This is a genomic window from Aquabacterium sp., from assembly GCF_050725395.1.
Taxonomy (GTDB): Bacteria; Pseudomonadota; Gammaproteobacteria; order Burkholderiales; family Burkholderiaceae_C; genus Aquabacterium.
The window spans coordinates 119,293-140,964 of the sequence record NZ_JBOHHL010000007.1 but is presented as its reverse complement, the minus strand read 5'-3'; the positions used below and the strand labels follow the sequence as shown (position 1 = coordinate 140,964).

General features: G+C 65.3%; 19 protein-coding genes and 2 riboswitches. Of the genes, 10 read left to right on the top strand and 9 right to left on the bottom strand.

Annotated features, from left to right (window positions below; all coding sequences use genetic code 11):
• The first annotated feature begins 159 nt into the window (after positions 1-159).
• From ppsR to ACREB4_RS07000, 4 genes are all read left to right on the top strand, one after another.
• Positions 160-978: a posphoenolpyruvate synthetase regulatory kinase/phosphorylase PpsR gene (gene ppsR / locus ACREB4_RS07015; protein ID WP_431587489.1), complete on the top strand. Its 819-nt coding sequence runs from the start codon at positions 160-162 to the stop codon at positions 976-978.
• Positions 978-1,796 carry a fused MFS/spermidine synthase gene (locus tag ACREB4_RS07010; RefSeq protein ID WP_431587488.1) on the top strand — a complete coding sequence of 273 codons (819 nt, stop codon included), beginning with the start codon at positions 978-980 and terminating at the stop codon, positions 1,794-1,796. Before ppsR ends, ACREB4_RS07010 begins: the two co-directional genes overlap by 1 nt.
• A gap of 120 nt (positions 1,797-1,916) precedes the next feature.
• Entirely contained in the window at positions 1,917-2,804 is an 888-nt protein-coding gene (locus ACREB4_RS07005; RefSeq protein WP_431587487.1) for an alpha/beta hydrolase family protein, read from the top strand.
• A 202-nt stretch (positions 2,805-3,006) separates the two neighbouring features.
• Positions 3,007-3,129: a hypothetical protein gene (locus ACREB4_RS07000; protein ID WP_431587486.1), complete on the top strand. Its 123-nt coding sequence runs from the start codon at positions 3,007-3,009 to the stop codon at positions 3,127-3,129.
• A gap of 34 nt (positions 3,130-3,163) precedes the next feature.
• Here the strand turns inward: ACREB4_RS07000 and gcvP are convergent, their stop codons facing one another.
• From gcvP to gcvT, 3 genes are read right to left on the bottom strand one after another with little or no spacing between them, the layout of a single operon-like run.
• On the bottom strand, positions 3,164-6,079 hold the full coding sequence (gene gcvP, locus ACREB4_RS06995; RefSeq protein ID WP_431587485.1) for an aminomethyl-transferring glycine dehydrogenase: 2,916 nt from the start codon (positions 6,077-6,079) through the stop codon (positions 3,164-3,166).
• A 45-nt stretch (positions 6,080-6,124) separates the two neighbouring features.
• Positions 6,125-6,499 carry a glycine cleavage system protein GcvH gene (gcvH, locus tag ACREB4_RS06990; RefSeq protein WP_431587484.1) on the bottom strand — a complete coding sequence of 125 codons (375 nt, stop codon included), beginning with the start codon at positions 6,497-6,499 and terminating at the stop codon, positions 6,125-6,127.
• 19 nt (positions 6,500-6,518) lie between these two features.
• Positions 6,519-7,634 (bottom strand): glycine cleavage system aminomethyltransferase GcvT, encoded by a 1,116-nt coding sequence (gene gcvT, locus ACREB4_RS06985; RefSeq protein ID WP_431587483.1) that lies wholly within the window; start codon positions 7,632-7,634, stop codon positions 6,519-6,521.
• An 86-nt stretch (positions 7,635-7,720) separates the two neighbouring features.
• Positions 7,721-7,842, bottom strand: a riboswitch (glycine riboswitch).
• 9 nt (positions 7,843-7,851) lie between these two features.
• Positions 7,852-7,963: riboswitch (glycine riboswitch) on the bottom strand.
• Positions 7,964-8,102: 139 nt separating this feature from the next.
• Between gcvT and ppc the strand changes: the two genes are divergently transcribed.
• Positions 8,103-10,934: a phosphoenolpyruvate carboxylase gene (gene ppc, locus ACREB4_RS06980; RefSeq protein WP_431587482.1), complete on the top strand. Its 2,832-nt coding sequence runs from the start codon at positions 8,103-8,105 to the stop codon at positions 10,932-10,934.
• Here the strand turns inward: ppc and ACREB4_RS06975 are convergent.
• Entirely contained in the window at positions 10,931-11,950 is a 1,020-nt protein-coding gene (locus tag ACREB4_RS06975) for a TRAP transporter substrate-binding protein (protein ID WP_431587501.1), read from the bottom strand. The genes ppc and ACREB4_RS06975 overlap by 4 nt on opposite strands.
• 102 nt (positions 11,951-12,052) lie before the next feature.
• Between ACREB4_RS06975 and ACREB4_RS06970 the strand changes: the two genes are divergently transcribed.
• Genes ACREB4_RS06970 through ribA form a run of 3 tightly spaced genes read left to right on the top strand, consistent with a single transcriptional unit; the run spans position 12,053 to position 15,407 of the window.
• The gene (locus ACREB4_RS06970; protein WP_431587481.1) at positions 12,053-14,047 is read left to right on the top strand and encodes a PAS domain S-box protein; all 1,995 of its coding nucleotides are present in this window, start codon (positions 12,053-12,055) and stop codon (positions 14,045-14,047) included.
• The gene (locus ACREB4_RS06965; protein ID WP_431587480.1) at positions 14,044-14,691 is read left to right on the top strand and encodes a response regulator transcription factor; all 648 of its coding nucleotides are present in this window, start codon (positions 14,044-14,046) and stop codon (positions 14,689-14,691) included. The genes ACREB4_RS06970 and ACREB4_RS06965 overlap by 4 nt, the downstream gene beginning before the upstream one ends.
• A 26-nt stretch (positions 14,692-14,717) precedes the next feature.
• Positions 14,718-15,407, top strand: a complete 690-nt coding sequence (ribA, locus tag ACREB4_RS06960; protein ID WP_431587479.1) for a GTP cyclohydrolase II — start codon at positions 14,718-14,720, stop codon at positions 15,405-15,407.
• On the opposite strand, the gene ACREB4_RS06955 is transcribed toward ribA, so the two are convergent.
• From ACREB4_RS06955 to ACREB4_RS06940, 4 genes are read right to left on the bottom strand one after another with little or no spacing between them, the layout of a single operon-like run.
• Positions 15,393-15,911 carry an NUDIX domain-containing protein gene (locus ACREB4_RS06955; protein WP_431587478.1) on the bottom strand — a complete coding sequence of 173 codons (519 nt, stop codon included), beginning with the start codon at positions 15,909-15,911 and terminating at the stop codon, positions 15,393-15,395. The two genes, ribA and ACREB4_RS06955, sit on opposite strands and share 15 nt — an antisense overlap.
• 12 nt (positions 15,912-15,923) lie before the next feature.
• Complete coding sequence (locus ACREB4_RS06950; RefSeq protein WP_431587477.1) at positions 15,924-16,556, bottom strand: glutathione S-transferase family protein; 633 nt, start codon at positions 16,554-16,556, stop codon at positions 15,924-15,926.
• Positions 16,557-16,580: 24 nt separating this feature from the next.
• Positions 16,581-16,946, bottom strand: a complete 366-nt coding sequence (locus ACREB4_RS06945) for a DUF1304 domain-containing protein (RefSeq protein ID WP_431587476.1) — start codon at positions 16,944-16,946, stop codon at positions 16,581-16,583.
• Between the two features lie 44 nt (positions 16,947-16,990).
• Positions 16,991-18,040, bottom strand: coding sequence for a transporter (locus ACREB4_RS06940; RefSeq protein WP_431587475.1), 1,050 nt, complete (start codon positions 18,038-18,040; stop codon positions 16,991-16,993).
• Positions 18,041-18,190: 150 nt separating this feature from the next.
• On the opposite strand from ACREB4_RS06940, the gene rimO reads away from it, so the two are divergent.
• Positions 18,191-19,567: a 30S ribosomal protein S12 methylthiotransferase RimO gene (rimO, locus tag ACREB4_RS06935; RefSeq protein ID WP_431587474.1), complete on the top strand. Its 1,377-nt coding sequence runs from the start codon at positions 18,191-18,193 to the stop codon at positions 19,565-19,567.
• Here rimO and ACREB4_RS06930 read toward each other — a convergent pair.
• A complete protein-coding gene (locus ACREB4_RS06930) occupies positions 19,555-20,562 on the bottom strand; it encodes a hypothetical protein (RefSeq protein WP_431587473.1) in 1,008 nt (335 codons plus the stop codon). The genes rimO and ACREB4_RS06930 overlap by 13 nt on opposite strands.
• Positions 20,563-20,719: 157 nt before the next feature.
• On the opposite strand from ACREB4_RS06930, the gene ACREB4_RS06925 reads away from it, so the two are divergent.
• Positions 20,720-21,667 carry a BMP family protein gene (locus ACREB4_RS06925; protein ID WP_431587500.1) on the top strand — a complete coding sequence of 316 codons (948 nt, stop codon included), beginning with the start codon at positions 20,720-20,722 and terminating at the stop codon, positions 21,665-21,667.
• Positions 21,668-21,672 lie beyond the last annotated feature (5 nt).

Genomic DNA, 21,672 nt, shown 5'->3' with positions numbered 1-21,672 from the left:
CACCGCCCTGTTGTTGTGTTTGTGGGGCGGGCGGCCGATCTGGACACGAAGTTGATCGGATTGTAGGGGGCAGCCTATGATCCTGGCTTGTTCAAGCTCTTTCCCCAGGGCCTCGAACCGGGGTGTCTGCACGCATTCCGGGGGAGGCGGGGCACCACCATGTCCGACCGCAGCGTTTTTTTCGTGTCCGATGGCACCGGCATCACCGCCGAAACCCTGGGCAACTCCATCCTGGCCCAGTTCGCGGTCAAGCCGCGCCACGTGCGCCGGCCTTTCATCGACACGGTGGACAAGGCCTTCCAGGTGGTGCGCGAGATCAATGCCGCGGGCGAGCGCGAGGGCAAGCGCCCGGTGGTGTTCACCACCCTGGCCAACGACGACGTGCTCAACATCCTCAAGGCGTGCAACGGCAAGGTCTTCGACATGATCAAGACCTTCGTGGAGCCGCTGGAAGAGGAATTCGGTCTGAAATCCAACCACCGCGTGGGCCGCTTCAGCGACGCCAGCAAGGACCGCGAGTACAACGACCGCATCGACGCCATCAACTTCACCCTCGAACATGACGATGGCCAGTCCGGGCGCAGCCTGGAGACCTCGGACGTGGTGTTGGTGGGGGTGAGCCGCAGCGGCAAGACGCCGACCTCGCTCTACCTGGCGATGCAGCACGGCATCAAGGCGGCCAATGTGCCGCTGATCCCCGAGGACTTCGAGCGCGGTTTCCTGCCCGCCATGCTCAAGCCGCACAAGAAGAAATGCTTCGGCCTGACCATCGACCCCGTGCGCCTGTCGCAGATCCGCAATGAACGCCGGCCGGGCAGCAAGTACGCCAGCCTGGAGAACTGCCGGGACGAGGTCAGCCAGGCCGAGGCCATGATGCGCCGCGAGGGCATCGCCTGGCTGTCGTCCACCCACAAATCGATCGAAGAGATCGCCACCACCATCCTGCGCGACCTGCGCCCTGACCGACTGATCTATTGATGCCTGAATTCGAAGAATCCCGTCCCTTCACCGAGGCCAACGCCTTGAAGCCCTTCATCAGCACCGACGACGATTCGATGTCGATGCAGTTCGACCTGAGCCTGATCCAGAGCCGCATGAGGCTGGACGACCCGATCGCTTTGGACTTGCAATACACGCGGGCCATGATGGCCTTCTTGATGCTGAACCCCGAGCCGGCCAAGGTGCTGATGATCGGTCTGGGTGGTGGTTCGCTGGCCAAATACTGCCATGCGCATTTGTCCCAGGCCGACATCACCGTGGTCGAGATCAACCCGCACGTGATCGAGGTGCGCGATGCCTTCAAGGTGCCGCCCGACAGCGACCGCTTTCGAGTGCTGTGCGATGACGGGGCGGCCGTGGTGGCGAAGACCAAGCAAGGCACCTATGACCTGATCATGGTGGATGGCTTCAACTACGAAGGCCAGCCCGAGACGCTGATCAGCCTGGATTTCTACAAGTCTTGCCGCAAGGCTTTGACCGGGTCAGGCATCCTGGTGGTCAACCTGTCGGACGTCGAGCCCGAATGCACGCGCCTGGTCGGGCGCATCTGGCAGACCTTTGGCGAGCCGGTGATGGCGCTGGACATCGAGTGCGGCGGCAACCGCATCGTGGTGGCCAGCACGGAAGAGGTGTTCCGCGAGTGCGCGGGCAGTTTTGGACGGCGCTGGGCGGTGTTGCCGGAGGTGCACAAGGAAACCCTGCGTTTCACGATGGCCTCGATCGAGTACGAGCTGGAACCTTGGCAAGGTGCCAAGAAGCCTGCCAAGGTCGCCAAGCCCAAGAAGCGCGGTCGCTGATCCATCCCTCGGTGCTGTGCTCACCTTGTTCCGGGGGTGAGCAGGGTATGTGCGAGGTGCAGTGCGTTGCACGGTCTTCGTAAAGTGTCTGGATCGAATCCACACCAAAGAGGGCAAGCCATGACGATCCACGCTTCTACCGCGCCGCGCGCTGCCGCGGCCTTCAAGCGCCGCCTGCTGGGCGCCGCCGTGTTGTCCCTGGCCTTCGGCATGGCGCAGGCCCAGGTGCATGGGCCCGATCCCACGGTGGCATCACTGGAAGCGGCCGCCGGGCCTTTTGCGGTGGGCAGCTCGGCGGTGGGCACGCCGAGCGGCTATGGCGCGGGCACGGTCTTTTATCCCACCGTTCGAACCGAGGGCCAGTTTGGCGTGGTCGTGCTGGCCCCGGGGTTTCTGGCGGTGCAGGGCTACTACCGTTGGTTGGCCGAGCGCGTGGCCTCGCACGGCTTCGTCGTGGTGACGGTCAACTTCAACAGCACCTTCGACCAGCCCGACTCGCGGGGAACGCAAATGGCCAAGGCGCTGCAGCAGGTGGTGGCGCTGAGCAAGACGTCGACCGCACCTTACTCCGGCGTGATCGACACGACGCGACAAGCGGCCATGGGCCATTCGATGGGCGGTGGCGGCACGCTGGCCGCGGCCCGCGACAACCCCTCGTTGAAGGCGGCGGTGGCCTTGGCGCCCTGGCACACCAGCAAGGACTGGTCGATGGTCCAGGTGCCGACCTTGATCATCTCGGACGAGAAGGACTTCATCGCCACCAACAGCGCGCACTCGAACCCCTTCTACGCCAGCTTCAATGCCTCGCTGCCCAGCGCCAAGATCGAACTGGCGGGCGCCGACCACCTGTGCGGCATCCAGATCAGCGCCGAGAAGTGCAAAACCGCACTGGCCAAGTACTCGGTCGCGTGGCTCAAGCGCTTTGTGGATGGCGATGCCCGCTACACGCCATTCGTGAGGAGCAAGACCGCGGAGATGTCGGTGTTCGACACGCGCGGGCAATACTGATTTTGAAACTCGGAGCGGTCACCATGCGCAGCTTGAAACACGGCACTTTGACGTTGATGGCTGGCCTGTTGGTGGCCACACTGGCACACGCAGAGCCGGCACCGCACGGCCCCGTCCCCAGCACAGCCCTGCTCGAAGCCAAGCAGGCTACTGCGCCTGGCTGGCCGAGCGGGTAGCCTCGCATGGCTTCGTGGTGGTCAGCTTGAACACCAACAGCTTGTTTGATTCACCCGATGAGCGCGCACCTCAACTGGCCAGCGCGCTGGCGCAAGTGTTGGCCTTGAGCCAGACCGCCACCTCGCTTCCTGAGCGGCGGCAGCGCTGAATTGTCCCGGTACTGGTCGCGCGGCGCCTGGTGATCAAGCGTAGTCGCTGACCGGCACGCAGGAGCAGAACAGGTTGCGGTCGCCGTAGACGTTGTCCACGCGGCCCACGGGCACCCAGTACTTCTGTTGGCGCAGGCTGGCCACCGGGTAGGCGGCTTGCTCGCGGGTGTAGCCGTGCGTCCATTCGCCCTTGAGCAGAGACGCGGCCGTGTGGGGCGCATTCTTCAACGGGTTGTCGTCTTGAGGCCATTGGCCTTGCTCGACCAGGCGGATCTCTTCACGGATGGCGATCATGGCGTCGCAAAAGCGGTCGAGTTCGAACTGCGATTCGCTTTCGGTGGGCTCGACCATCAGCGTTCCGGCCACGGGGAAGCTCAACGTCGGCGCGTGGAAGCCGTAGTCGATCAGGCGCTTGGCCACGTCTTCGGCGCTGACGCCGCTGCTGTCCTTCAAGGGGCGCAGGTCGAGGATGCACTCGTGGGCCACGCCGCCGCCCTTGATGGCCGGGTTGCCGCCGCTGAAGTGGATGTCGTAGTGGTCGGCCAGGCGGGCGGCCACGTAGTTGGCGTTGAGGATGGCGATCTCGGTGGCATCTTTCAGGCCATCGGGGCCCATCATGCGGACGTACATCCAGCTGATGGGCAGCACGGCGGCGTTGCCCAAAGGCGCGGCGCTCACGGCGCCCACTTGGCTGTCGGTGCCGATGCCGGCGGCGCGGTGGGCGGGCAGGTAGGGCACCAGGTCTTCGACCACGCAGACGGGGCCGACGCCGGGGCCGCCACCGCCGTGGGGAATGCAGAAGGTCTTGTGCAGGTTGAGGTGGCTCACGTCGCCGCCGAACTCGCCGGGCGCGGCCAGTCCGACCAGGGCGTTCATGTTGGCACCGTCCACGTAGACGCGGCCGCCGTGCTGGTGCACCAGGGCGCAGAGCTCTTTCACGCGGGTTTCGAACACGCCATAGGTGGAGGGGTAGGTGATCATCACGGCGGCAAGGTTGGCGCTGTGCTGCTCGCACTTGGCCCTCAGATCGTCCAGATCAACGTTGCCATCGGCATCGCACTTGGTGACGACCACTTTCATGCCGACCATCTGGGCACTGGCGGGGTTGGTGCCGTGGGCGCTTTCAGGGATCAGGCAGATGTCGCGGTGGCCTTCACCCCGGGCATCGTGGTAGGCCTTGATGACCAGCAGGCCCGCGTATTCGCCTTGCGAGCCGGCGTTGGGCTGCAGGCTGATGCCCGAGTAGCCGGTGGCCTGGCACAACCAGGCGCGCAGTTGCTCGTCGAGCAGGGCGTAGCCCTTGAGCTGGTCTTGCGGGGCGAAGGGGTGGATGTTGGCGAACTCGGGCCAGGTGATGGGGATCATCTCGCTGGTCGCGTTCAGCTTCATGGTGCACGACCCCAGGGGGATCATGGTGCGGTCCAGCGCCAGGTCCTTGTCCGCGAGCGAACGCAGGTAGCGCAGCATCTCGGTCTCGGAATGGTGCGTGTTGAAGACCGGGTGCGTCATGAAGCTGCTGGTCCGGCGCAGCGACTGTGGAATGGCCAAGGCCACGCCCGATTCAAAAGCGGCGAACGACGGCAGGGCTTTGTCGGCCGCGAACACGGCCCACAGGTCGATGACGTCATCGCGCGTGGCGGTCTCGTCCAGCGAGATGGTCAGGCTGTCGGCACTGGCGATGCGCAGGTTGATGCCGGCCTTTTGCGCGGCGGCGACGATGGCGTCGCGGTCGTTCTTGTCACCCCCCTGAGCCAGCACCTGGATGGTGTCGAAATAGGTGGTGTGAACCACCGTGCGGCCCAGTGCCTTCAAGCCTTCGGCCAGGATGGCGGTGTAGCTGGCCGCGCGCAGGGCGATGCGCTTCAAGCCTTCGGGACCGTGGTAGACGGCGTACATGCTGGCCACGACGGCCGGCAACACTTGTGCCGTGCAGATGTTGGACGTGGCCTTTTCGCGGCGGATGTGCTGTTCACGTGTTTGGAGGGCCAAGCGGTAGGCGGGGTTGCCATGCGTGTCGACGCTGACGCCGACCAGGCGGCCCGGCATCGAACGCTTGTAGTCGTCGCGCGTGGCCATGTAGGCGGCGTGCGGGCCGCCGTTGCCCATGGGCATGCCGAAGCGCTGCGTGTTGCCCACGGCGATGTCGGCGCCCAACTCGCCGGGTGACACCAGCAGGGTCAAGGCCAGCAGGTCGGCGGCGACGATGGCCAGCGCGCCCTTGGCATGCAAGGCATCGATCAAGGGCTTGAGGTCGCGCACCTGGCCGTTCACGCCGGGGTACTGCATCAGTGCGGCAAAGCAGTCGTTGCTGGTCAGGTGGTCGGCCAGCTTGGCGGCGTGCACCTGGTCCACCGTGATGCCCAGGGGTTTGGCGCGCGTCTGGATCACTTCCAGCGTTTGCGGCAGCACGTCGTGGCAAACGATGAAGCGGGTGCTCTTGGACTTGCCGGCGCGCGCGGCCAGGGTCATGGCCTCGGCGGCCGAGGTGGCCTCGTCCAGCATCGAGGAATTGGCGATGGCCATGCCGGTGAGGTCGCACACCATGGTCTGGAAGTTGACCAGCGCTTCCATGCGGCCCTGCGAGATCTCGGCCTGGTAAGGCGTGTAGGCCGTGTACCAGGCGGGGTTCTCGAGGATGTTGCGCAAGATCACGCCCGGCGTCAGCGTGCCGTGGTAGCCCTGGCCGATGAAGTTGCGCATCAGGCGGTTCTGGCTGGCGATGCGCTTGAGGTCGGCCAAGGCCTGCGCTTCGCTCAAGGCGGCCGGCAGTTCCATGGGCGCGGGGCGCTTGATCGAGGCGGGCACGATGCCGTCGATCAAGGCTTGGCGCGAAGCCACGCCCACCCTGCTCAGCATGTGCGCCTGCTCGGCGTCCCGGGGGCCCAGGTGTCGGGCTTGGAACTCACGGGCGTTTTCCAGTTCAGCGAGGGTGGGGGTGTGGGTCAGCATGGTCGGGCTTGGCAATCAGGTACAGCGGGGCGGGGCGAATACGGGTCAGGCGTTCTTGACCAGGTCGTCGTAGGCGGTCTTGTCCAGCAGGGCGTCCAGCTCGGACGGGTTGGCCAGCTTGACCTTGAAGAACCAGCCGGCGCCCAGCGGGTCGGTGTTGGCCAGCGAGGGGTCGTCGCGCAGGGCTTCGTTGACTTCGGTGATCTCGCCGGTCACGGGCATGTAGACATCGGCGGCAGCCTTGACGGACTCGACCACGCCGGCCACGTCTTGTGGCTTGAAAGTGGCGCCGACGGCGGGCAGGTCGACGTAGACCACGTCGCCCAGAGCGTCTTGCGCATGCACGGTGATGCCGACGATGGCCGTGCCGTCAGCTTCGATCTGCAGCCATTCGTGTTCGGGGGTGTATTTGATGGTCATGAGGTTTCTCCTGTGCGGCTCAGCCGCGGTAGTAGCGATTGGGAACGAAGGGCAGGGTGGACACGGTCATGGGCACGCGCTTGTCGCGCACCAGGGCGAACACCGGCGTGCCGACGGCGGCGTGGGTGGATGACACATAGGCCAGTGCGATCGGCTGGTTGATGCTGGGGCCGGGCGAGCCGCTGGTGACGATGCCCAGTGGCGTGCCGTCTTCGGCGATGACTTGGGCGCCTTCGCGCACGGGCACGCGCTCGCTCCCGATCAGGCCGACGCGCTTGCGTTGCACACCTTGCGCCAGTTGCTCGTCGATCACGCGGGCGCCAGGGTAGCCACCAGCGCGGGCGCCACCAGCGCGGCGCACCTTCTGGATGGCCCAGGTCAGCGCGCCTTCCACAGGCGAGGTGTCGGTGTTGATGTCGTGGCCGTACAGGCACAGGCCGGCTTCAAGGCGCAGGCTGTCGCGCGCGCCCAGGCCGATGGGCTTCACTTCGGGCTGGGCCAGCAACGCGCGGGCCAGGGCTTCGGCTTGAAAGGCGGGCACCGAGATCTCGAAGCCGTCTTCCCCGGTGTAGCCGGAGCGGGTGACGAAGCAATCGGCGCCATTCAGCACGAAGTGGCCCCCGGTCATGAAGGTGAGTTTTTGCACATCGGCATTCAGGCGCGCCAGGGCGGTCACCGCTTGCGGGCCTTGCAGGGCCAGCAGGGCCTGGTCGGGCAGGGGCTGCACGGTGCAGCGCTGGCCGATGTGCTGCTGCAGGTGGGCAATGTCCTGCTCCTTGCAGGCGGCGTTGACGATCACGAAGAGGTCGTCTTCGCGGCGGGTGACCATCAGGTCGTCCAGGATGCCGCCGGTGTCGTTGGTGAACAAGGCGTAGCGTTGCTTGAACACCGGCAGGTCGACGATGTCGACGGGCACCAGGGTCTCCAATGCCTTGTCGGCATCTGCGCCCTTGAGCAGCAGCTGGCCCATGTGCGAGACGTCGAACAGACCTGCGGCAGCACGCGTGTGCTTGTGCTCGGTCATCAGGCCGGTGGGGTATTGCACCGGCATGTCGTGGCCGCCGAAGGGCACCATCTTGGCGCCGAGTTCGATGTGCAGGGCATGGAGGGGCGTTTTGAGCAGGTCTGCAGACATGAGCGTGCCTGACCGCCAGGCCAGGAAGAGGGCATTGACATGGTTCCAGGGGACGCCATGCCTGTTAAGCAAAACGCCTTCCCGGTGCTGCCCTCGCTGTCCGCTTTACCTGAGAGATTGACCCGTCGCCACGGCATGACCATGGCGGCGCGGGCTTGCCCCTTCGGTGGGTTGGCTCCAAGGCCAACCTCTCTCCAGTGAGGATCACCTTGCGAACAAGGTGTTGCCAGTCCTTTTGCCTGAGCGTTCGGATGGCAAGCCACCCTGCGCCTTCGGCGACCCGCTGTGCCCGTGTAACGTGCGGCAGGGTTCTCTCCTAGCAGCGCGGATTGTATGCGAGGAAGTGCCGGGCGTGGCTCCCTTGAAACAGGTGAACCAACGGACTTTGGGGACTTGGCACGATGTTTGTGTGCGGGTGCTAAAACCTGGTTTCTGCCCCTCAACCACACCACTCAATCCTCACACGGCATGGTCACCAAGGCACCTGCGCGCAAGAGCGCCATCAATTCCCCTTCCACCAAAACCACCGCCGCCAAACGCAATGCACCCTTGCTGCGCGACATCCGCCTGCTGGGCCGGATCCTGGGCGATGTGATCCGCGAACAGGATGGGCGCGAGGCTTACGAGCTGATCGAGCGCATCCGCCAACTGGCCGTGGCCTACCGCGCCCGCCGCGACGACGTGGCCGGCAAGGACCTGGACCGCCTGCTCAAGAACCTGTCGGCCGACCAGAGCGTGTCGGTGATCCGCGCCTTCAGCTATTTTTCGCACCTGGCCAACATGGCTGAGGACCGCCACCACGTGCGCCAGCGCGAGCACACCGCCAAGGTGGCCACCCCCGGCTCGCTGGCCGCCTGTTTCCAGCGCTTGGCCGACGAAGGCGTGCGCACCGACGACATCGCCGCCTTGCTCAAGCGCGCCTACCTGTCGCCGGTGCTGACCGCCCACCCCACCGAAGTACAGCGCAAGTCCATCCTGGACGCCGAGCGCGCCGTGGCCGAATTGATCGCCCGCCTCGACACCGCCGACGAGGACGAACGCCAGGAGATCGAACCGGCCCTGCGTGCCCGCGTGACCCAGCTCTGGCAGACCCGCATGCTGCGCTTCACCAAGCTGACCGTGGCCGACGAGATCGAGAACGCACTGAGCTACTACCAGAGCACTTTCCTGCGCGAGATCCCGCGCCTGTACGCCCAGCTGGAGCGTGCCTTGCCAGGCCGCGAAGTGGCGTCCTTCCTGCGCATGGGCCAGTGGATCGGTGGCGACCGAGACGGCAACCCCAATGTCAGCGCCCAGACCCTGCAACTGGCCATGTCGCGCCAGGCCGAGGTCGCCTTGCGCCACTATTTGACCGAGGTGCACCAGTTGGGGGCCGAGCTGTCGATGTCTGGCCGCCTGGTGGGCATCACGCCGCACATGGCGGTGCTGACCGACCGTTCCCCTGACTTGAACCCGCACCGCGCGGACGAGCCCTACCGCCGGGCGCTCACCGGCGTCTATGCGCGCCTGGCCGCCACGCTGGAAGAACTGACCGGCACCAAGGCCTTGCGCCACGCCGTCGCCCCCCAGAATCCCTATGCCAGCGCCGACGAGTTTCTGGCCGACCTGCGCACCGTGGACACCTCCTTGCGCACCCACCATGCCGCCGTGCTGGCCGACCTGCGCGTCAAGCCCCTGATCCGCGCCGTGCAGGTCTTCGGCTTCCACCTGGCCACGCTGGACCTGCGCCAAAGTTCGGACCAGCACGAACTGGTCATCGCCGAATTGCTGGCCACGGCCAAGGTCGAGCCCGACTACGCCAAGCTGGACGAGGCGGCCAAGCAAGCCTTGATGCGCCAATTGCTCTGCGAGGCCCGGCCCTTGCGCGTGCAAGGCGCCACTTACAGCGACCTGGCCAAAGGCGAGCTGGCCATCTTCGAAGCCGCCGCGACGGCCCGCCGGCGTTACGGCCCGCAGGCCCTGATCCACTACATCATCTCGCACACCGAAACCGTGAGCGACCTGCTGGAAGTGCTGCTGCTCCAAAAGGAATGCGGCCTGATGCGTGGGACCTTGGACGATGCCGATTCACTGGCCGAACTGATCGTGGTGCCCCTGTTCGAAACCATCGCCGACCTGCGCCACGCCACCGACATCATGCGCGGCTTCTACGCCGTTCCTGGCATCGCCGACCTGGTCAAGCGATCGGGAGGCGAGCAGGACATCATGCTGGGCTACAGCGACAGCAACAAGGACGGGGGCTTCTTCACCAGCAACTGGGAGCTGTACCGCGCCGAGATCTCGCTGGTTGCGCTGTTCAAGGAGCTGCGCGCCAGCCACGGCATTGGCCTGCGCCTGTTCCACGGCCGAGGCGGCACGGTCGGGCGGGGCGGTGGCCCCACCCACCAGGCCATCCTGGCGCAGCCCCCCGGCACTGTGAACGGCCAGATCCGACTGACCGAACAAGGCGAGGTGATCGCCTCCAAATACGCCCACCCCGAGATCGGGCGGCGCAACCTGGAAACGCTGGTCTCGGCCATGCTGGAAGCCAGCCTGATCCAGCCCAGCAAGCCTGTGCCCGGCAACTTTCTGCAGACGGCCGATGCGATCTCGCAGGCCAGCATGGCCGCCTACCGCAAGCTGGTGTACGACACCCCGGGCTTCACCGACTACTTCTTCGCGGCCACGCCCATCCGGGAAATCGCCGAACTCAACATCGGCTCGCGGCCGGCCTCGCGCAAATCCACGCGCCGCATCGAAGACCTGCGTGCGATCCCGTGGGGCTTCTCATGGGGCCAATGCCGCGTCGCCTTGCCCGGCTGGTTCGGCATGGGCTCGGCCATCGAGGGCTTCTTGAGCAAGCCGGGCACCGAGCGCAAGGCCCAACTGGCATTGCTGCAGCGCATGCACAAACAGTGGCCCTTCTTCGGCACCCTGCTGTCGAACATGGACATGGTGCTGGCCAAGAGCGACCTGGCCATCGCCGAGCGCTACGTGGCCCTGGTGGAAGACAAGCGCCTGGGCAAGAAGATCATGGCCGCGATCCGCGCCGAATGGGACTTGACCAACCAGGCCCTGAACCTGATCACCGGCGCGAAGGCACGCCTGGCGGCCCAGCCCGATCTGGCGGACTTTCTGGCCTACCGCTTCCCCTACGTCGACCCGCTCAACCACTTGCAGGTCGAACTGATGCGCCGCCACCGCAAGGCGCAGGACACGCGCGCTTCCGAGGTCGAGGGCGAGACCGTGGCCGAACGGGTGCAGCGCGGCATCCACCTGTCGATCAACGGGGTGGCGGCCGGCTTGCGCAACACTGGTTAAGGGGCCGGGGGCTTGAAGCCGGTTTCCCGGTAGATGGCCTTGAGCGTGTCCTGGCCGACGCGGCCGGTCATCTGTGCATGCACGGGGAGCAGCGCTTTCTTGAGCGCCAGGAGTTCCTCTGGCGTGGGCATGTGGATCTCGGTCTTGCCGGCGGCCTTCACGTTGGCCATGGCATCGCGGTTGGCCACGAAGGCCTGGTCATTGGCCACCTTGGTCGATTCCTCAACCGCCTGGGTCAGCAGCTTTCGCAAATTGGCGGGCAGGCCATCCCAGAACTTCTTGTTCACGACCAGGGCATAGCCCAGGTAGCCGTGGTTGCTCACGGTGAGGTGCTTTTGCACCTCGTGCATCTTCTGCGTGTAAAGGTTGGACGGCGGGTTCTCGGTGCCATCCAGCATGCGGGTCTGCAGGGCTTGGTAGGTTTCTGAAAACGCCAACACCTGGGGCTCGGCCCCCAGGGCCTGCATCTCGGCCATCAGCACGCGCGACGATTGAATGCGCATCCGCAAGCCTTTGAAATCAGCCGGCTTTTTCAGGGGCTTGTTGGCGGTGAACACCTTGAAGCCGTTGTCCCAGTAGGCCAGGCCGGTGATGCCCTGGGCTTCCAGCTTTGAGAGCAGGTTCTGGCCAACCGGGCCTTGCGTCACGCGGTGCAATTCGGCGTAGTTGTTGAACAAAAATGGCAGGTCGAAGACCTCGAATTCCTTCACGCCCAGGGGCGCGAACTTGGACAGCGAGGGGGCCAGCATCTGCACCGAACCCAGTTGCAAGGCCTGCAGTTCTTCCTTGTCCTTGTAGAGCTGGCTGTTGGGATAGACCTCGACCTTCACCTGGCCCTTGGTCAACTCCTCGGCGCGTTTGGCGAAGAAGGCGGCGGCCTTGCCCTTGGGGGTGTCCACCGCGACGACGTGGCTGAACTTGATCACGATGGGCGCATCGGCGAAGGCGTTGGCCCCTATGCTGGTCAAGACCATGGCCAGTGCGAACCGCCACGGCGTGGTCATGCGCATCTTCATCGTCGGATTGTGGGTCATCGGGTGCCCAAGGTGGCATGTGGAGTTCCACATTTGAACATCGTGGTCCGGGATCACTGTAGCGGCCGGCATAGACTTGAAGCCATGAGTCCCACCATCAGTGCGCCGCCTCGCCCCACGCTGGCCATCCCGCCGCGGCCCCGGCTGCGCCCCTGGGATTCCTGGGTGTCCATCCTGCCGCACCTTTGGGCCTGGCCGCTGCTGTTGTCCCTGGTGTTCGCAGGAGGGGTGATGGCCTGGTTGCGTGCGGCGGAACGGGCCGACCGGGAGAGCCAGCGCGCCGAGATGATTTCCGACGCGCTGTCGCTGGAAGCGCAGATCAGCAGCCGAATCGACGTGGAAACGGCTCGCCTCAAGGACTTGGCCGATGCGGTCAATGCCAAGGGTGTGTCACGCGGGGGCTTTTCCCAGCATGCCCTGGTGCTGGATGGCTTGCGTCGTTTCTGGATCAGCCTGACCTGGCTGGATGCCAATGGCCGCATCGTGGTCCAGGTGCCCGACGACAGCCTGCCGGCCCACGGGCTGGGGCGCAATGGGGCGGACGAAGGGGGGCTGGCCGGGCACCTGGCGGTGCCCTTGGCGACCACCGCAGGCCAGCCGGCGGGATTGCTCGTGGCACGCTATGCCGCGGCCGAATTGCTGCGCCAGAAAGTGCCCTGGTGGCTGGCCCGCAAGTACGACATCCGGCTGGTCGACGAGCTGGACGAAGTGATCGCCTCCACCACCGATGGCCCGCGCCTGGCGCACCAGGCCTGGTACCGCATGCCGGCCGGTCCCTCGCTCCCGCAGGCCTTCATCGAGCTGTCCGCCCGCCAGTCCATCGTGCCCTGGTGGCGCAGCCTGCCCGTGTTCCTGATGAGCGGCTTCGTGCTGCTGATGTTGGGGGCCAGCTGGATGCTCAGGCGCCAGATGCGCGGCGTGTCGCGCGCCGAGGAAGCCTGGCGCACCGAGGCTGCCTGGCGCACGGCCATGGAGGATTCCCTGGCCGTGGGCATCCGCGCCCGCGACCTGGATGGGCGCCTGGTCTACGTCAACAAGACCATGGCCGACATGCTGGGGTACCAGCCGGAAGAGCTGATCGGCGTCATGCCGCCCATGCCCTACTGGCCCGAAAGCGAGCGGGAAGAGGCGATGAAGCGCCACCTCCGCAACATGGCCGGCGAGTCGCCCAGCGAGGGTTACGAGTCCCGCTGGCAGCACCGCGACGGCCGCATCCTGGAGGTGGTGGTGCTGGAGGCCCGGCTGGTGGACGCCAAGGGACAGCACATCGGCTGGATGGCCTCGATCCTGAACGTGACCGAGCGCAAGCGCATGGAAGAGCGCGAACGCAAGCAGGCCGACACCATGGCCCACCATTCGCGCCTGACCATGCTGGGCGAGGTGGCCTCCACCCTGGCGCACGAGCTGAACCAGCCCTTGTCCGCCATCGCGAGCTACAACGCTGGCGTGCTGAACGCACTGAGCCGGCAGGCCGACAGCGATCCCGCCTTGTTGGCGGCCTTGCAGCGCATGGGCGAGCAGGCCTCGCACGCTGGCCGCATCGTCAAGCGCATCCGGGAGTTTTTGACGCGGCGCGAGCCTCAGCGCGAGCCGTGCGACCTGAACCACGTGGTGGCTTCGGCCGTGGCCTTGCTCAGCCGTGATATCGCACGGCATGGCATCGCCGTGAGCACGGAGCTGGACCCGAACCTGCCCACGGTCATGGCCGACCCCATCCTGATCGAGCAGGTGGCCGCGAACCTGGTGCGCAACGCTTGCGATGAGCTGGCGCATGCGAGCCAACCCCGCCGCGTGCGCATCCAGACTCTGCCGGGCGCCGGGGGCCGTTTCGCCAAGGTGGTGGTCACCGACAATGGTCCGGGCCTGGGCGGCCGCAGCATCGATGAACTCTGCACGCCCTTTTATTCGACCAAGTCCGACGGGATGGGCATGGGGCTGGCCATCTGCCGCTCGATCATCGAGCTGCACTATGGTGGTTTGGATGCCGAGGAGGCGCCGGGTGGCGGGGCGGCGCTGTCCTTCACCGTGCCCTGCCTGCGCCCCGAAGACACCGAGAACATTGAGGAGGATCCTGCATGAAACCGGACCAAGGCATCGTTTACCTGGTGGACGACGAAACCGTGGTGCGCGACGCACTGGCCTTCTTGCTGGGGTCGCGCGGTCTGCTGGTGTTCAGCTTCGATGGGGGGCCGGCCTTGCTGTCCCACCTGGCCACCAGCTTGCGGCCTGTGCGCGGCGTTTTCCTGGTCGATGTGCGGATGGAGCCGATGTCCGGCCTGGTGCTGCACGAGGAACTGCTGGCGCAAGGCATCCGCAACCCACTGCTGTTCCTGAGCGGGCATGGCGACATCCCCATGGTGGTCGAGGCCCTCAAGAAGGGGGCCTTCGATTTCCTGGAAAAGCCCTATGCCGACAACACCCTGGTCGACCGCATCGAGCAGGCCCTGACCATCGAGCGGGCCATGCTGTTGGACGACGCCCGCCAGGCCGAGGGCCTGGCCCGGCTGGCCAGCCTGAGCGACCGCGAGCGCGAGGTCATGCCCCGCGTGGCGGCGGGCAAGCTCAACAAGGTCATCGCCGACGAATTGCACATCGCGGTGCGCACGGTCGAAGTCCACCGTGCCCGTGTTTTCTCCAAACTGGGGGTCCGAACGGCGGCGGAACTGGCCACGTGGCTGTCGAATTTCGGGGGTATTGACTCATCTGCGAAAATACCCAGATAAGGAACGGGATTTTCCCGCTGACGCTGATGAATTTGCCGCAAGACTCCAGTCGCCCCCAGGCCCCTGTTTCGCAGCAGGTGACCCTGGTGGCCCAAGCCCGTGTGCCCACCGACCACGGTACGTTCACCATGAAGTTGTTCCAGGAGGCGCCTTCAGGCCTGGAACACGTCGCCCTGGTCATGGGCGAGGTTCAAGGCACGGCGCTGGTCCGCGTCCACAGTGAATGCATGACGGGTGACGTGTTCGGCTCACTGCGCTGTGATTGCGGTCCCCAGCTGCATTTCGCACTCGACGAGATCGGCAAGCAGGGCAGTGGCATGGTGCTCTACCTCCGGCAGGAAGGGCGCGGCATCGGCCTGATCAACAAGCTCAAGGCCTACGCCTTGCAGGACGAGGGGCTGGACACGGTCGAAGCGAACCTTCGCCTCGGCTTCCCGGCCGACCTGCGCAACTTCGAGGTGGCGGCGCAGATGCTGTCGCAACTGGGCGTGGACGCCGTGCGCTTGATGACCAACAACCCCCGCAAGGTGGCCACGCTGGAGAAGCATGGCGTGAAGGTCGTCGAGCGGGTGCCGGTGCGCAGCCCCTCGCAAGCCGAGAACCACCATTACCTGGCCACCAAGGCCTTGAAGCTGGGGCACCAGATGGACTGGTTGCCCGAGTACATCCCGGTCAAGGCCGAGGACGACGGCGAGCCCTCTTCAAAGCTTGGGTAAATCGATGGCCTGGGGCTGGTGCCCTTGGCGCATCAGCCAATCGCGCAAAGCCAGTCCGGTGCTGGAGGGCCAGTAGCGCGCCTTGCCGGGCTGGATGCGCTTGTAGTCCACCAGTTCATCGCCCAAGGTGATGATGCCCGTGGCGGGCACGTGGTACGCGATGATGATCTGGTTCTGGCGCGCGAAAGCATAGTGGCCGATGAAGTGCGCGCCTTGCGCCTGCAGGCCCAGCTCCTCCATCACCTCGCGCTCGATGGCTTCTTCGGGGCTGGGGTCGGATTTCTCCAGGAACCCCGTGATGAGCGCGTAGAAAGGCACGGGCCAGGCCCGGTTGCGGGCCAGGATGATCTCGCCTTCGTGCTCCACCACGGCGGCCACCACGGGCACCGGGTTGTCCCAGTGCACATAGGTGCAAGCCAGATCGTGGCAGGCCAGGCGCATCACGCTGTCGAGCTCTCGCTCCAGCAAGGGCTGGGCACATTGGGGGCAGAACTTGAAAGCCATGGTCGGTCTCGCTCAGGCGCGGGCCGCCAGCAATTGCGCATCCTTGGCCGCGGCGCGTGCCGCCGCTGGGCGCGAGGTCACCCGGTCGATGTAGGCCTGGATCACTGGCGTCAGGGGCACCAGCTGGAACATGGTCGTCCAGCGCAGGGCGTTGGCCCACAGCACGTCGGCGGCGCTGAACTGCTCGCCGAGGATGTAAGGGCCTTTGGCCAGTTGGTCGGTCAGGGTCTTGAACATGGTGTCGAAGTCGCCGTAGGGGCAGGTCGACGCCGGCGGAGGCGCGTTCTTCTGGGCTCGGTCGATCAAGGCGGGTTCGAAACTCGAACCGTAGAACGCCAGCCACCGCAGGAAGGGGCCGCGCAGGGGTGAGCCCACAGCCGGCGCCAGACCGGCTTCCGGGTACAGCTCGGCCAGGTATTGGTAGACGGCGGCCTGTTCGGTGACCAAGGCTTCACCGTGCACGATGGCGGGCACCTTGCCCATGGGGTTGATCGCCAGATAGCTGGCCTGGCGTTGTTCACCGAGCTTCAGGTTGAGCGCGAAGGTCTCGTAGTCGGCGTCCAGTTCCTCCAGCAGCACCAGCACGCCGGCCGAGCGCGATTGGGGTGAGTGGTAGAAGGTGACGTGTCGGTCGGTCGCGCTCATGAGGCCTCCGGTTTTTGGGGGTGGTCAGCCATTCTGCACGAGCAGCAAAGCCAGCGCGATGATGGCCGGCAAGGCCTGCACGAAGAAGATCTTGCGGCTCACCGTGGCTGCGCCGAACACACCCGCCACGATCACGCAACCCAGGAAGAAGACCTTGATGTCGTGCCCGGCCGCGCCCAGGTACAGGCCCCACACCAGGCCTGCCACCAAGAAGCCGTTGTACAGGCCCTGGTTGGCCGCCAGGCCCTTGGAGGCGGTGGCGAAGTCCTGCTTCAGGCCGAAAGACTTGCGCCCCAGCGGCTTGTCCCAAAAGTACATCTCGAGCACCATGAAATACAGGTGCAGCAGGGCGACCAGGGCGGTCAGGACAGTGGCGGCGGTGGTGATCATGGCGATCCTCTTGATGACGATGGCGCCATTGTCGCCGCCCAAGGCTATTCTTTGCGCCGGAACGCGAACCACCCCGCCAGGATGGTGAAGGTCACCACCAGGAGGGCGATGATCAGGAAGCCATGGGGACTGTCCGCCAGCGGGATGCCGCCCACGTTCATGCCCAGCAGGCCCGCCACGATGTTGATGGGCAAGGCCAGCACCGTGACGACGGTCAGGGTGAACAGGCTTCGGTTGGTCTGCTCGCCCACCTGCGCGGCGATCTCTTCCTGCAGCAGCTTGATCCTTTCCTGCAACTCCGACAGGTCCCGCAGGATCATCGAGAACTCTTCCGTGGCTTGGCGCAGTTCTTCCAGATCGTGTCCTGTGATCCAGGGCGGCGGTTGCCGCAGCAGCCGGAACAGGGCGCCGGGTTCGGGGGCCAGCAGCCGCGCCAGCCTGACCAGCACGCGCCTGAGCTTGCCCAGGTCCACCCGTTTGTGCTGGAGCCTGCCCAGCAACAGGCTGTCCTCGATGGAGTCGACCTTCAGCGTGGCTTCGCGCACGATGCGCACCAGCACATCGCCCTGGTCGTGCATCAGATGATTCAAGAAAGCGACCGAGGACCCGAAGCTGCAGCCATCGCGCACGGCCTGGCGCAGGCGGTCGATCGAGCGAAGCGGGTGAATGCGCGCACTGACCGCCATGCGTGGATTCACGGTGATCCACAGCGTTTCGATCTCGGACGGGTCGAACGAAAATTCGAAGGACACGTCGTTCAGGACGGCCACCAGGGTGTCGCTGGCGTCTTCAATGCGGGTGGACCGCGAACCTTCGCGCAGGGCCTCGAAGAACTCGGGCACCACCTTCAGGTTCTGGTCGATCCAGCTTTCGGCGGCGGCATCCGTCAGGTTGAAGTGCAACCAGACGAAGCCGTCTTGAGTCTGCGTTTCCTCGCCGTGCAGCCAAGCGACCGCCTCTGGCAGTCCGATCGGGGTGCCGGGCTGGCCAGGCGTGAACAGGTATCCGTGGATGAGCCCGTGCTTGTCGGATCCGTAGGTGATCTCCATCCGGGGCGCGAAACGCGAAAAATGACCATGGTCCTCGTTTTGCATGACGGTTTGGTGACAGGCAATGCATTCGCGGGGGACACCCCGGCGGTGCCCGCATTTACAATGGGAGCCCCTCTCGAGAGCTCTTTTCATGACAACCCACCACTCACGCGCCCTGTGCAAGGGCCTGCCATTGCTTCGCTGGAGCCAGGCATGAACGCCAAGATTCCACTCATTGGGTTCGCCAGTCTGGGTTGTCCAAAGGCTTTGACCGATTCCGAACTGATCCTGACGCAACTGGCCGCCGAGGGCTACCAGACCGCGAAAACCTTCCAGGGCGCGGACCTGGTCATCGTCAACACCTGCGGCTTCATCGATGACGCCGTCCAGGAAAGCCTGGACACCATCGGCGAAGCCCTGGCCGAGAATGGCCGTGTCATCGTCACCGGTTGCCTGGGCGCCAAGTCGGGTGCCGATGGCGGCAACCTGGTCCGCCAGATGCACCCGAAGGTGCTGGCCGTGACCGGCCCCCACGCCACCCAAGAAGTCATGGATGCCGTGCACCTGCACGTGCCCAAGCCTCACGACCCCTTCATCGACCTGGTGCCCGAAGCGCGCGGCATCGCCGGCATCAAGCTCACGCCCAAGCACTACGCCTACCTGAAGATCAGCGAAGGCTGCAACCACCGCTGCAGCTTCTGCATCATCCCCAGCATGCGCGGCGACCTGGTCTCACGTCCGATCGGTGATGTGCTGAGCGAAGCGCGCGCCTTGTTCGAATCAGGCGTCAAAGAATTGCTGGTCATCAGCCAGGACACCAGCGCCTATGGCGTGGACGTGAAGTACCGCACGGGCTTCTGGGACGGCAAGCCCGTCAAGACCAAGATGTACGACCTGGCCGAGCAACTGGGCGCCTTGGCCAAGGAGCATGGCGCCTGGGTGCGCATGCACTACGTCTACCCCTATCCGCACGTGGACGACATCGTGCCGATGATGGCCGAGGGCCTGATCCTGCCCTACCTGGACGTGCCTTTCCAGCACGCCCACCCCGATGTGCTCAAGCGCATGAAGCGCCCGGCCAATGGCGAGAAGAACCTCGACCGCCTGCGCCGCTGGCGCGAGATCTGCCCCGAGATCGTGGTGCGCAGCACCTTCATCGCCGGTTTCCCGGGTGAGACCGAAGAAGAGTTCCAGTACCTGCTCGACTTCCTGCGCGAAGCCGAGATCGACCGCGCTGGCTGCTTTGCCTACTCGCCGATCGAAGGCGCACCCGCCAATGCCCTGGCCGATGCCTTGCCCGACGAGGTGCGCGAAGAACGCCGCGCCCGATTCATGGCCGTGGCCGAGGAGGTCTCGATCGCCAAGCTGCAACGCCGCGTGGGCGCGACCATGCAAGTGCTGATCGACAGCGCGCCCGCGCTGGGCCGCCGTGGCGGGGTGGGGCGCTCCTACGCCGATGCGCCCGAGATCGATGGCACGGTGCGCCTGCTGCCGCCCGAGAAGGCCAGCAAGACCTTGAAGGTGGGTGAATTCACCAAGGCGCGCATCGTGGCCGTCGAAGGGCATGACCTGATCGCTCAGCCCTTCTGAGTCAAGCTCAGCTGGAATGCATGTTGCACAAGGCCTGCGACATACCCGCCTTGGATGCGCAGGCCGGCCTCACCCACCGGTGCCGAGAAACCAAAGGGATGCCGCCATCGGGAATCGGCCGGCGCGGGCATGATCCTTGGTGGGGCTCTCCAGCAGGACCAGGCATCGACCAAGGTTGAGGCGATGGCCTTCCAATCCTGGTAGCTTGGTTTTCCGTGCTTGTCGTTGTCGTTCTGGCGCACGTACAGCAGGTTCAGATCCGCGATGGGGTGGTGCCTGAAAGTGAAGGCACGGCCTGCCTGGGCGAGGGTGTAGTCAATCAGGCCCATCGGATCCTCGCCTCGGTTCAATTCGGGCTCCAGCCTGGATGGAAACAGCCAGGCCGGCGATCCCTCGCGTTCCAGGCAAGGCACCTGTGACTGGATGCCTTGCGGCACGCCGTCAACCCATCTCCAACTCACTTCCGACACGGGGTGTTCCACGTCGATGTAGCGCCAGGGCCAGGACACCGCTTCCGTCAGCGAGGCCATCCACGGCGAGGGCAGGGCAGCCGCGCTCACCGCGGGCGGAGACGACCGTGACAGCGAAAACCTGCGCTGCCACGATGGCTGCCAGACGCCGCTTTGCCAGGCGCCCAGCGCCGTCACGTGCTGGTAGCGGGTGTCGAACACCTGGTCCGGCGACCAGGCCAACAGGGCATCCGTCAGAAAGTCGTCCAGCCTGCGCCAAAGCCCTGGCGCGGGGGGCTTGGCAAAGGCCCAGCGGTAATCCAGTTCGGCCGCGGTGGTGCCTTTCCCTTGCCGCAGGACCAGAGGCAAGGTCAAGTCCAGGTCCGCATCCTGGTAGCGTACCTGCAGCTTGACCACACCACCCGTTTCAACCCGCGACACGACGGTCAGCCTCTGCCCCGTCATGACGTTCGTGACGCTGACCGGATCCTGCCCGTGTTCGTACCAACCGCAAGCTGCCGCCAAATCGACGCCCTCCAAAATCAAGCTCAGTGTCTCATTCTGCCGGCCCGAGTGCCTGGCATCGCTTTTGCTGAATCGGACTGACAGCCCCAGATCGGTGCCAATGCCCCCTTGCCAGGAGTCCCCCTTGAGCCATTCCGCCAGACGCACTTTTCTTCACCTCGCAGCGGCCTCGGCTGTGATGTTGTCCACCACGCTGGCCATGCCTGCCTGGGCCCAGGCCAAGCTCAAGGTGGCCGCCATTTACACCGTGCCGGTCGAGCAGCAATGGGTGTCGCGCATCCACAAGGCGCTGAACGAAGCCAAGGCCCGGGGCGAAATCGACTATGTCTATTCCGAGAACACCGCCAACGCCGACTATGAACGCGTGATGCGCCAGTACGCCGAGGGCGGCAACACCCTGATCCTGGGCGAGGTGTTCGGTGTGGAAGCCGCGGCCCGCAAGGTGGCCAAGGACTACCCCAAGGTCAGCTTTCTGATGGGCTCCTCGGGCAAGCCGCAAGCGCCCAACTTCTCGGTCTTCGACAACTACATCCAGGAGCCCGCCTACCTCAGCGGCATGGTCGCGGGCGGCGTCAGCAAGAGCGGTCACATCGGCATGGTGGGCGGCTACCCCATCCCCGAGGTCAACCGCCTGATGCACGCCTTCATGCTGGGCGCCAAAGAGATCAATCCCAAGGTGAAGTTCACCATCAGCTTCATCGGCTCGTGGTTCGATCCGCCCAAGGCCAAGGAAGCCGCCTTCGCCATGATCGACAAGGGCGCGGATGTGCTTTACGCCGAGCGTTTTGGCGTGAGCGACGCGGCCAAGGAAAAAGGCAAGCTGGCCATCGGCAATGTGATCAACACCCAGCCGCAGTACCCGGACACCGTGGTGGCTTCGGCCTTGTGGAACATGGAGCCGACGGTGGACCTGGCCATCAAGAAGGTCAAGGCCGGTCAGTTCAAAGGCGAGGACTACGGCCCTTATTCGATGATGAAGTTCAAGGGCAGCGAGCTGGCGCCGCTGGGCACGTTCGAGAGCAAAGTGCCCGCCGAGGTGGTGGCCAAGGTCAAGGCCAAGCAGGCCGCCATCCTGTCGGGGGCCTTCAAGGTGCCGGTGACGGAAACCGAACCCAAGTCGAATTGACCGTT

What these genes read in the sequence shown, in the direction of transcription:
- rimO (WP_431587474.1), top strand. Translation starts at nt 18,191, where the DNA reads ATGAACGCCAAGATTCCACTCATTGGGTTCGCCAGTCTGGGTTGTCCA.
- ribA (WP_431587479.1), top strand. Translation starts at nt 14,718, where the DNA reads ATGAATTTGCCGCAAGACTCCAGTCGCCCCCAGGCCCCTGTTTCGCAG.
- ppsR (WP_431587489.1), top strand. Translation starts at nt 160, where the DNA reads ATGTCCGACCGCAGCGTTTTTTTCGTGTCCGATGGCACCGGCATCACC.
- ACREB4_RS06975 (WP_431587501.1), bottom strand. Translation starts at nt 11,950, where the DNA reads ATGAAGATGCGCATGACCACGCCGTGGCGGTTCGCACTGGCCATGGTC.
- gcvT (WP_431587483.1), bottom strand. Translation starts at nt 7,634, where the DNA reads ATGTCTGCAGACCTGCTCAAAACGCCCCTCCATGCCCTGCACATCGAA.
- ACREB4_RS06955 (WP_431587478.1), bottom strand. Translation starts at nt 15,911, where the DNA reads ATGGCTTTCAAGTTCTGCCCCCAATGTGCCCAGCCCTTGCTGGAGCGA.
- gcvH (WP_431587484.1), bottom strand. Translation starts at nt 6,499, where the DNA reads ATGACCATCAAATACACCCCCGAACACGAATGGCTGCAGATCGAAGCT.
- ACREB4_RS06965 (WP_431587480.1), top strand. Translation starts at nt 14,044, where the DNA reads ATGAAACCGGACCAAGGCATCGTTTACCTGGTGGACGACGAAACCGTG.
- ACREB4_RS06925 (WP_431587500.1), top strand. Translation starts at nt 20,720, where the DNA reads ATGTTGTCCACCACGCTGGCCATGCCTGCCTGGGCCCAGGCCAAGCTC.
- ppc (WP_431587482.1), top strand. Translation starts at nt 8,103, where the DNA reads ATGGTCACCAAGGCACCTGCGCGCAAGAGCGCCATCAATTCCCCTTCC.
- ACREB4_RS07010 (WP_431587488.1), top strand. Translation starts at nt 978, where the DNA reads ATGCCTGAATTCGAAGAATCCCGTCCCTTCACCGAGGCCAACGCCTTG.
- ACREB4_RS07005 (WP_431587487.1), top strand. Translation starts at nt 1,917, where the DNA reads ATGACGATCCACGCTTCTACCGCGCCGCGCGCTGCCGCGGCCTTCAAG.
- ACREB4_RS06950 (WP_431587477.1), bottom strand. Translation starts at nt 16,556, where the DNA reads ATGAGCGCGACCGACCGACACGTCACCTTCTACCACTCACCCCAATCG.
- ACREB4_RS06940 (WP_431587475.1), bottom strand. Translation starts at nt 18,040, where the DNA reads ATGCAAAACGAGGACCATGGTCATTTTTCGCGTTTCGCGCCCCGGATG.
- gcvP (WP_431587485.1), bottom strand. Translation starts at nt 6,079, where the DNA reads ATGCTGACCCACACCCCCACCCTCGCTGAACTGGAAAACGCCCGTGAG.
- ACREB4_RS06945 (WP_431587476.1), bottom strand. Translation starts at nt 16,946, where the DNA reads ATGATCACCACCGCCGCCACTGTCCTGACCGCCCTGGTCGCCCTGCTG.
- ACREB4_RS06970 (WP_431587481.1), top strand. Translation starts at nt 12,053, where the DNA reads ATGAGTCCCACCATCAGTGCGCCGCCTCGCCCCACGCTGGCCATCCCG.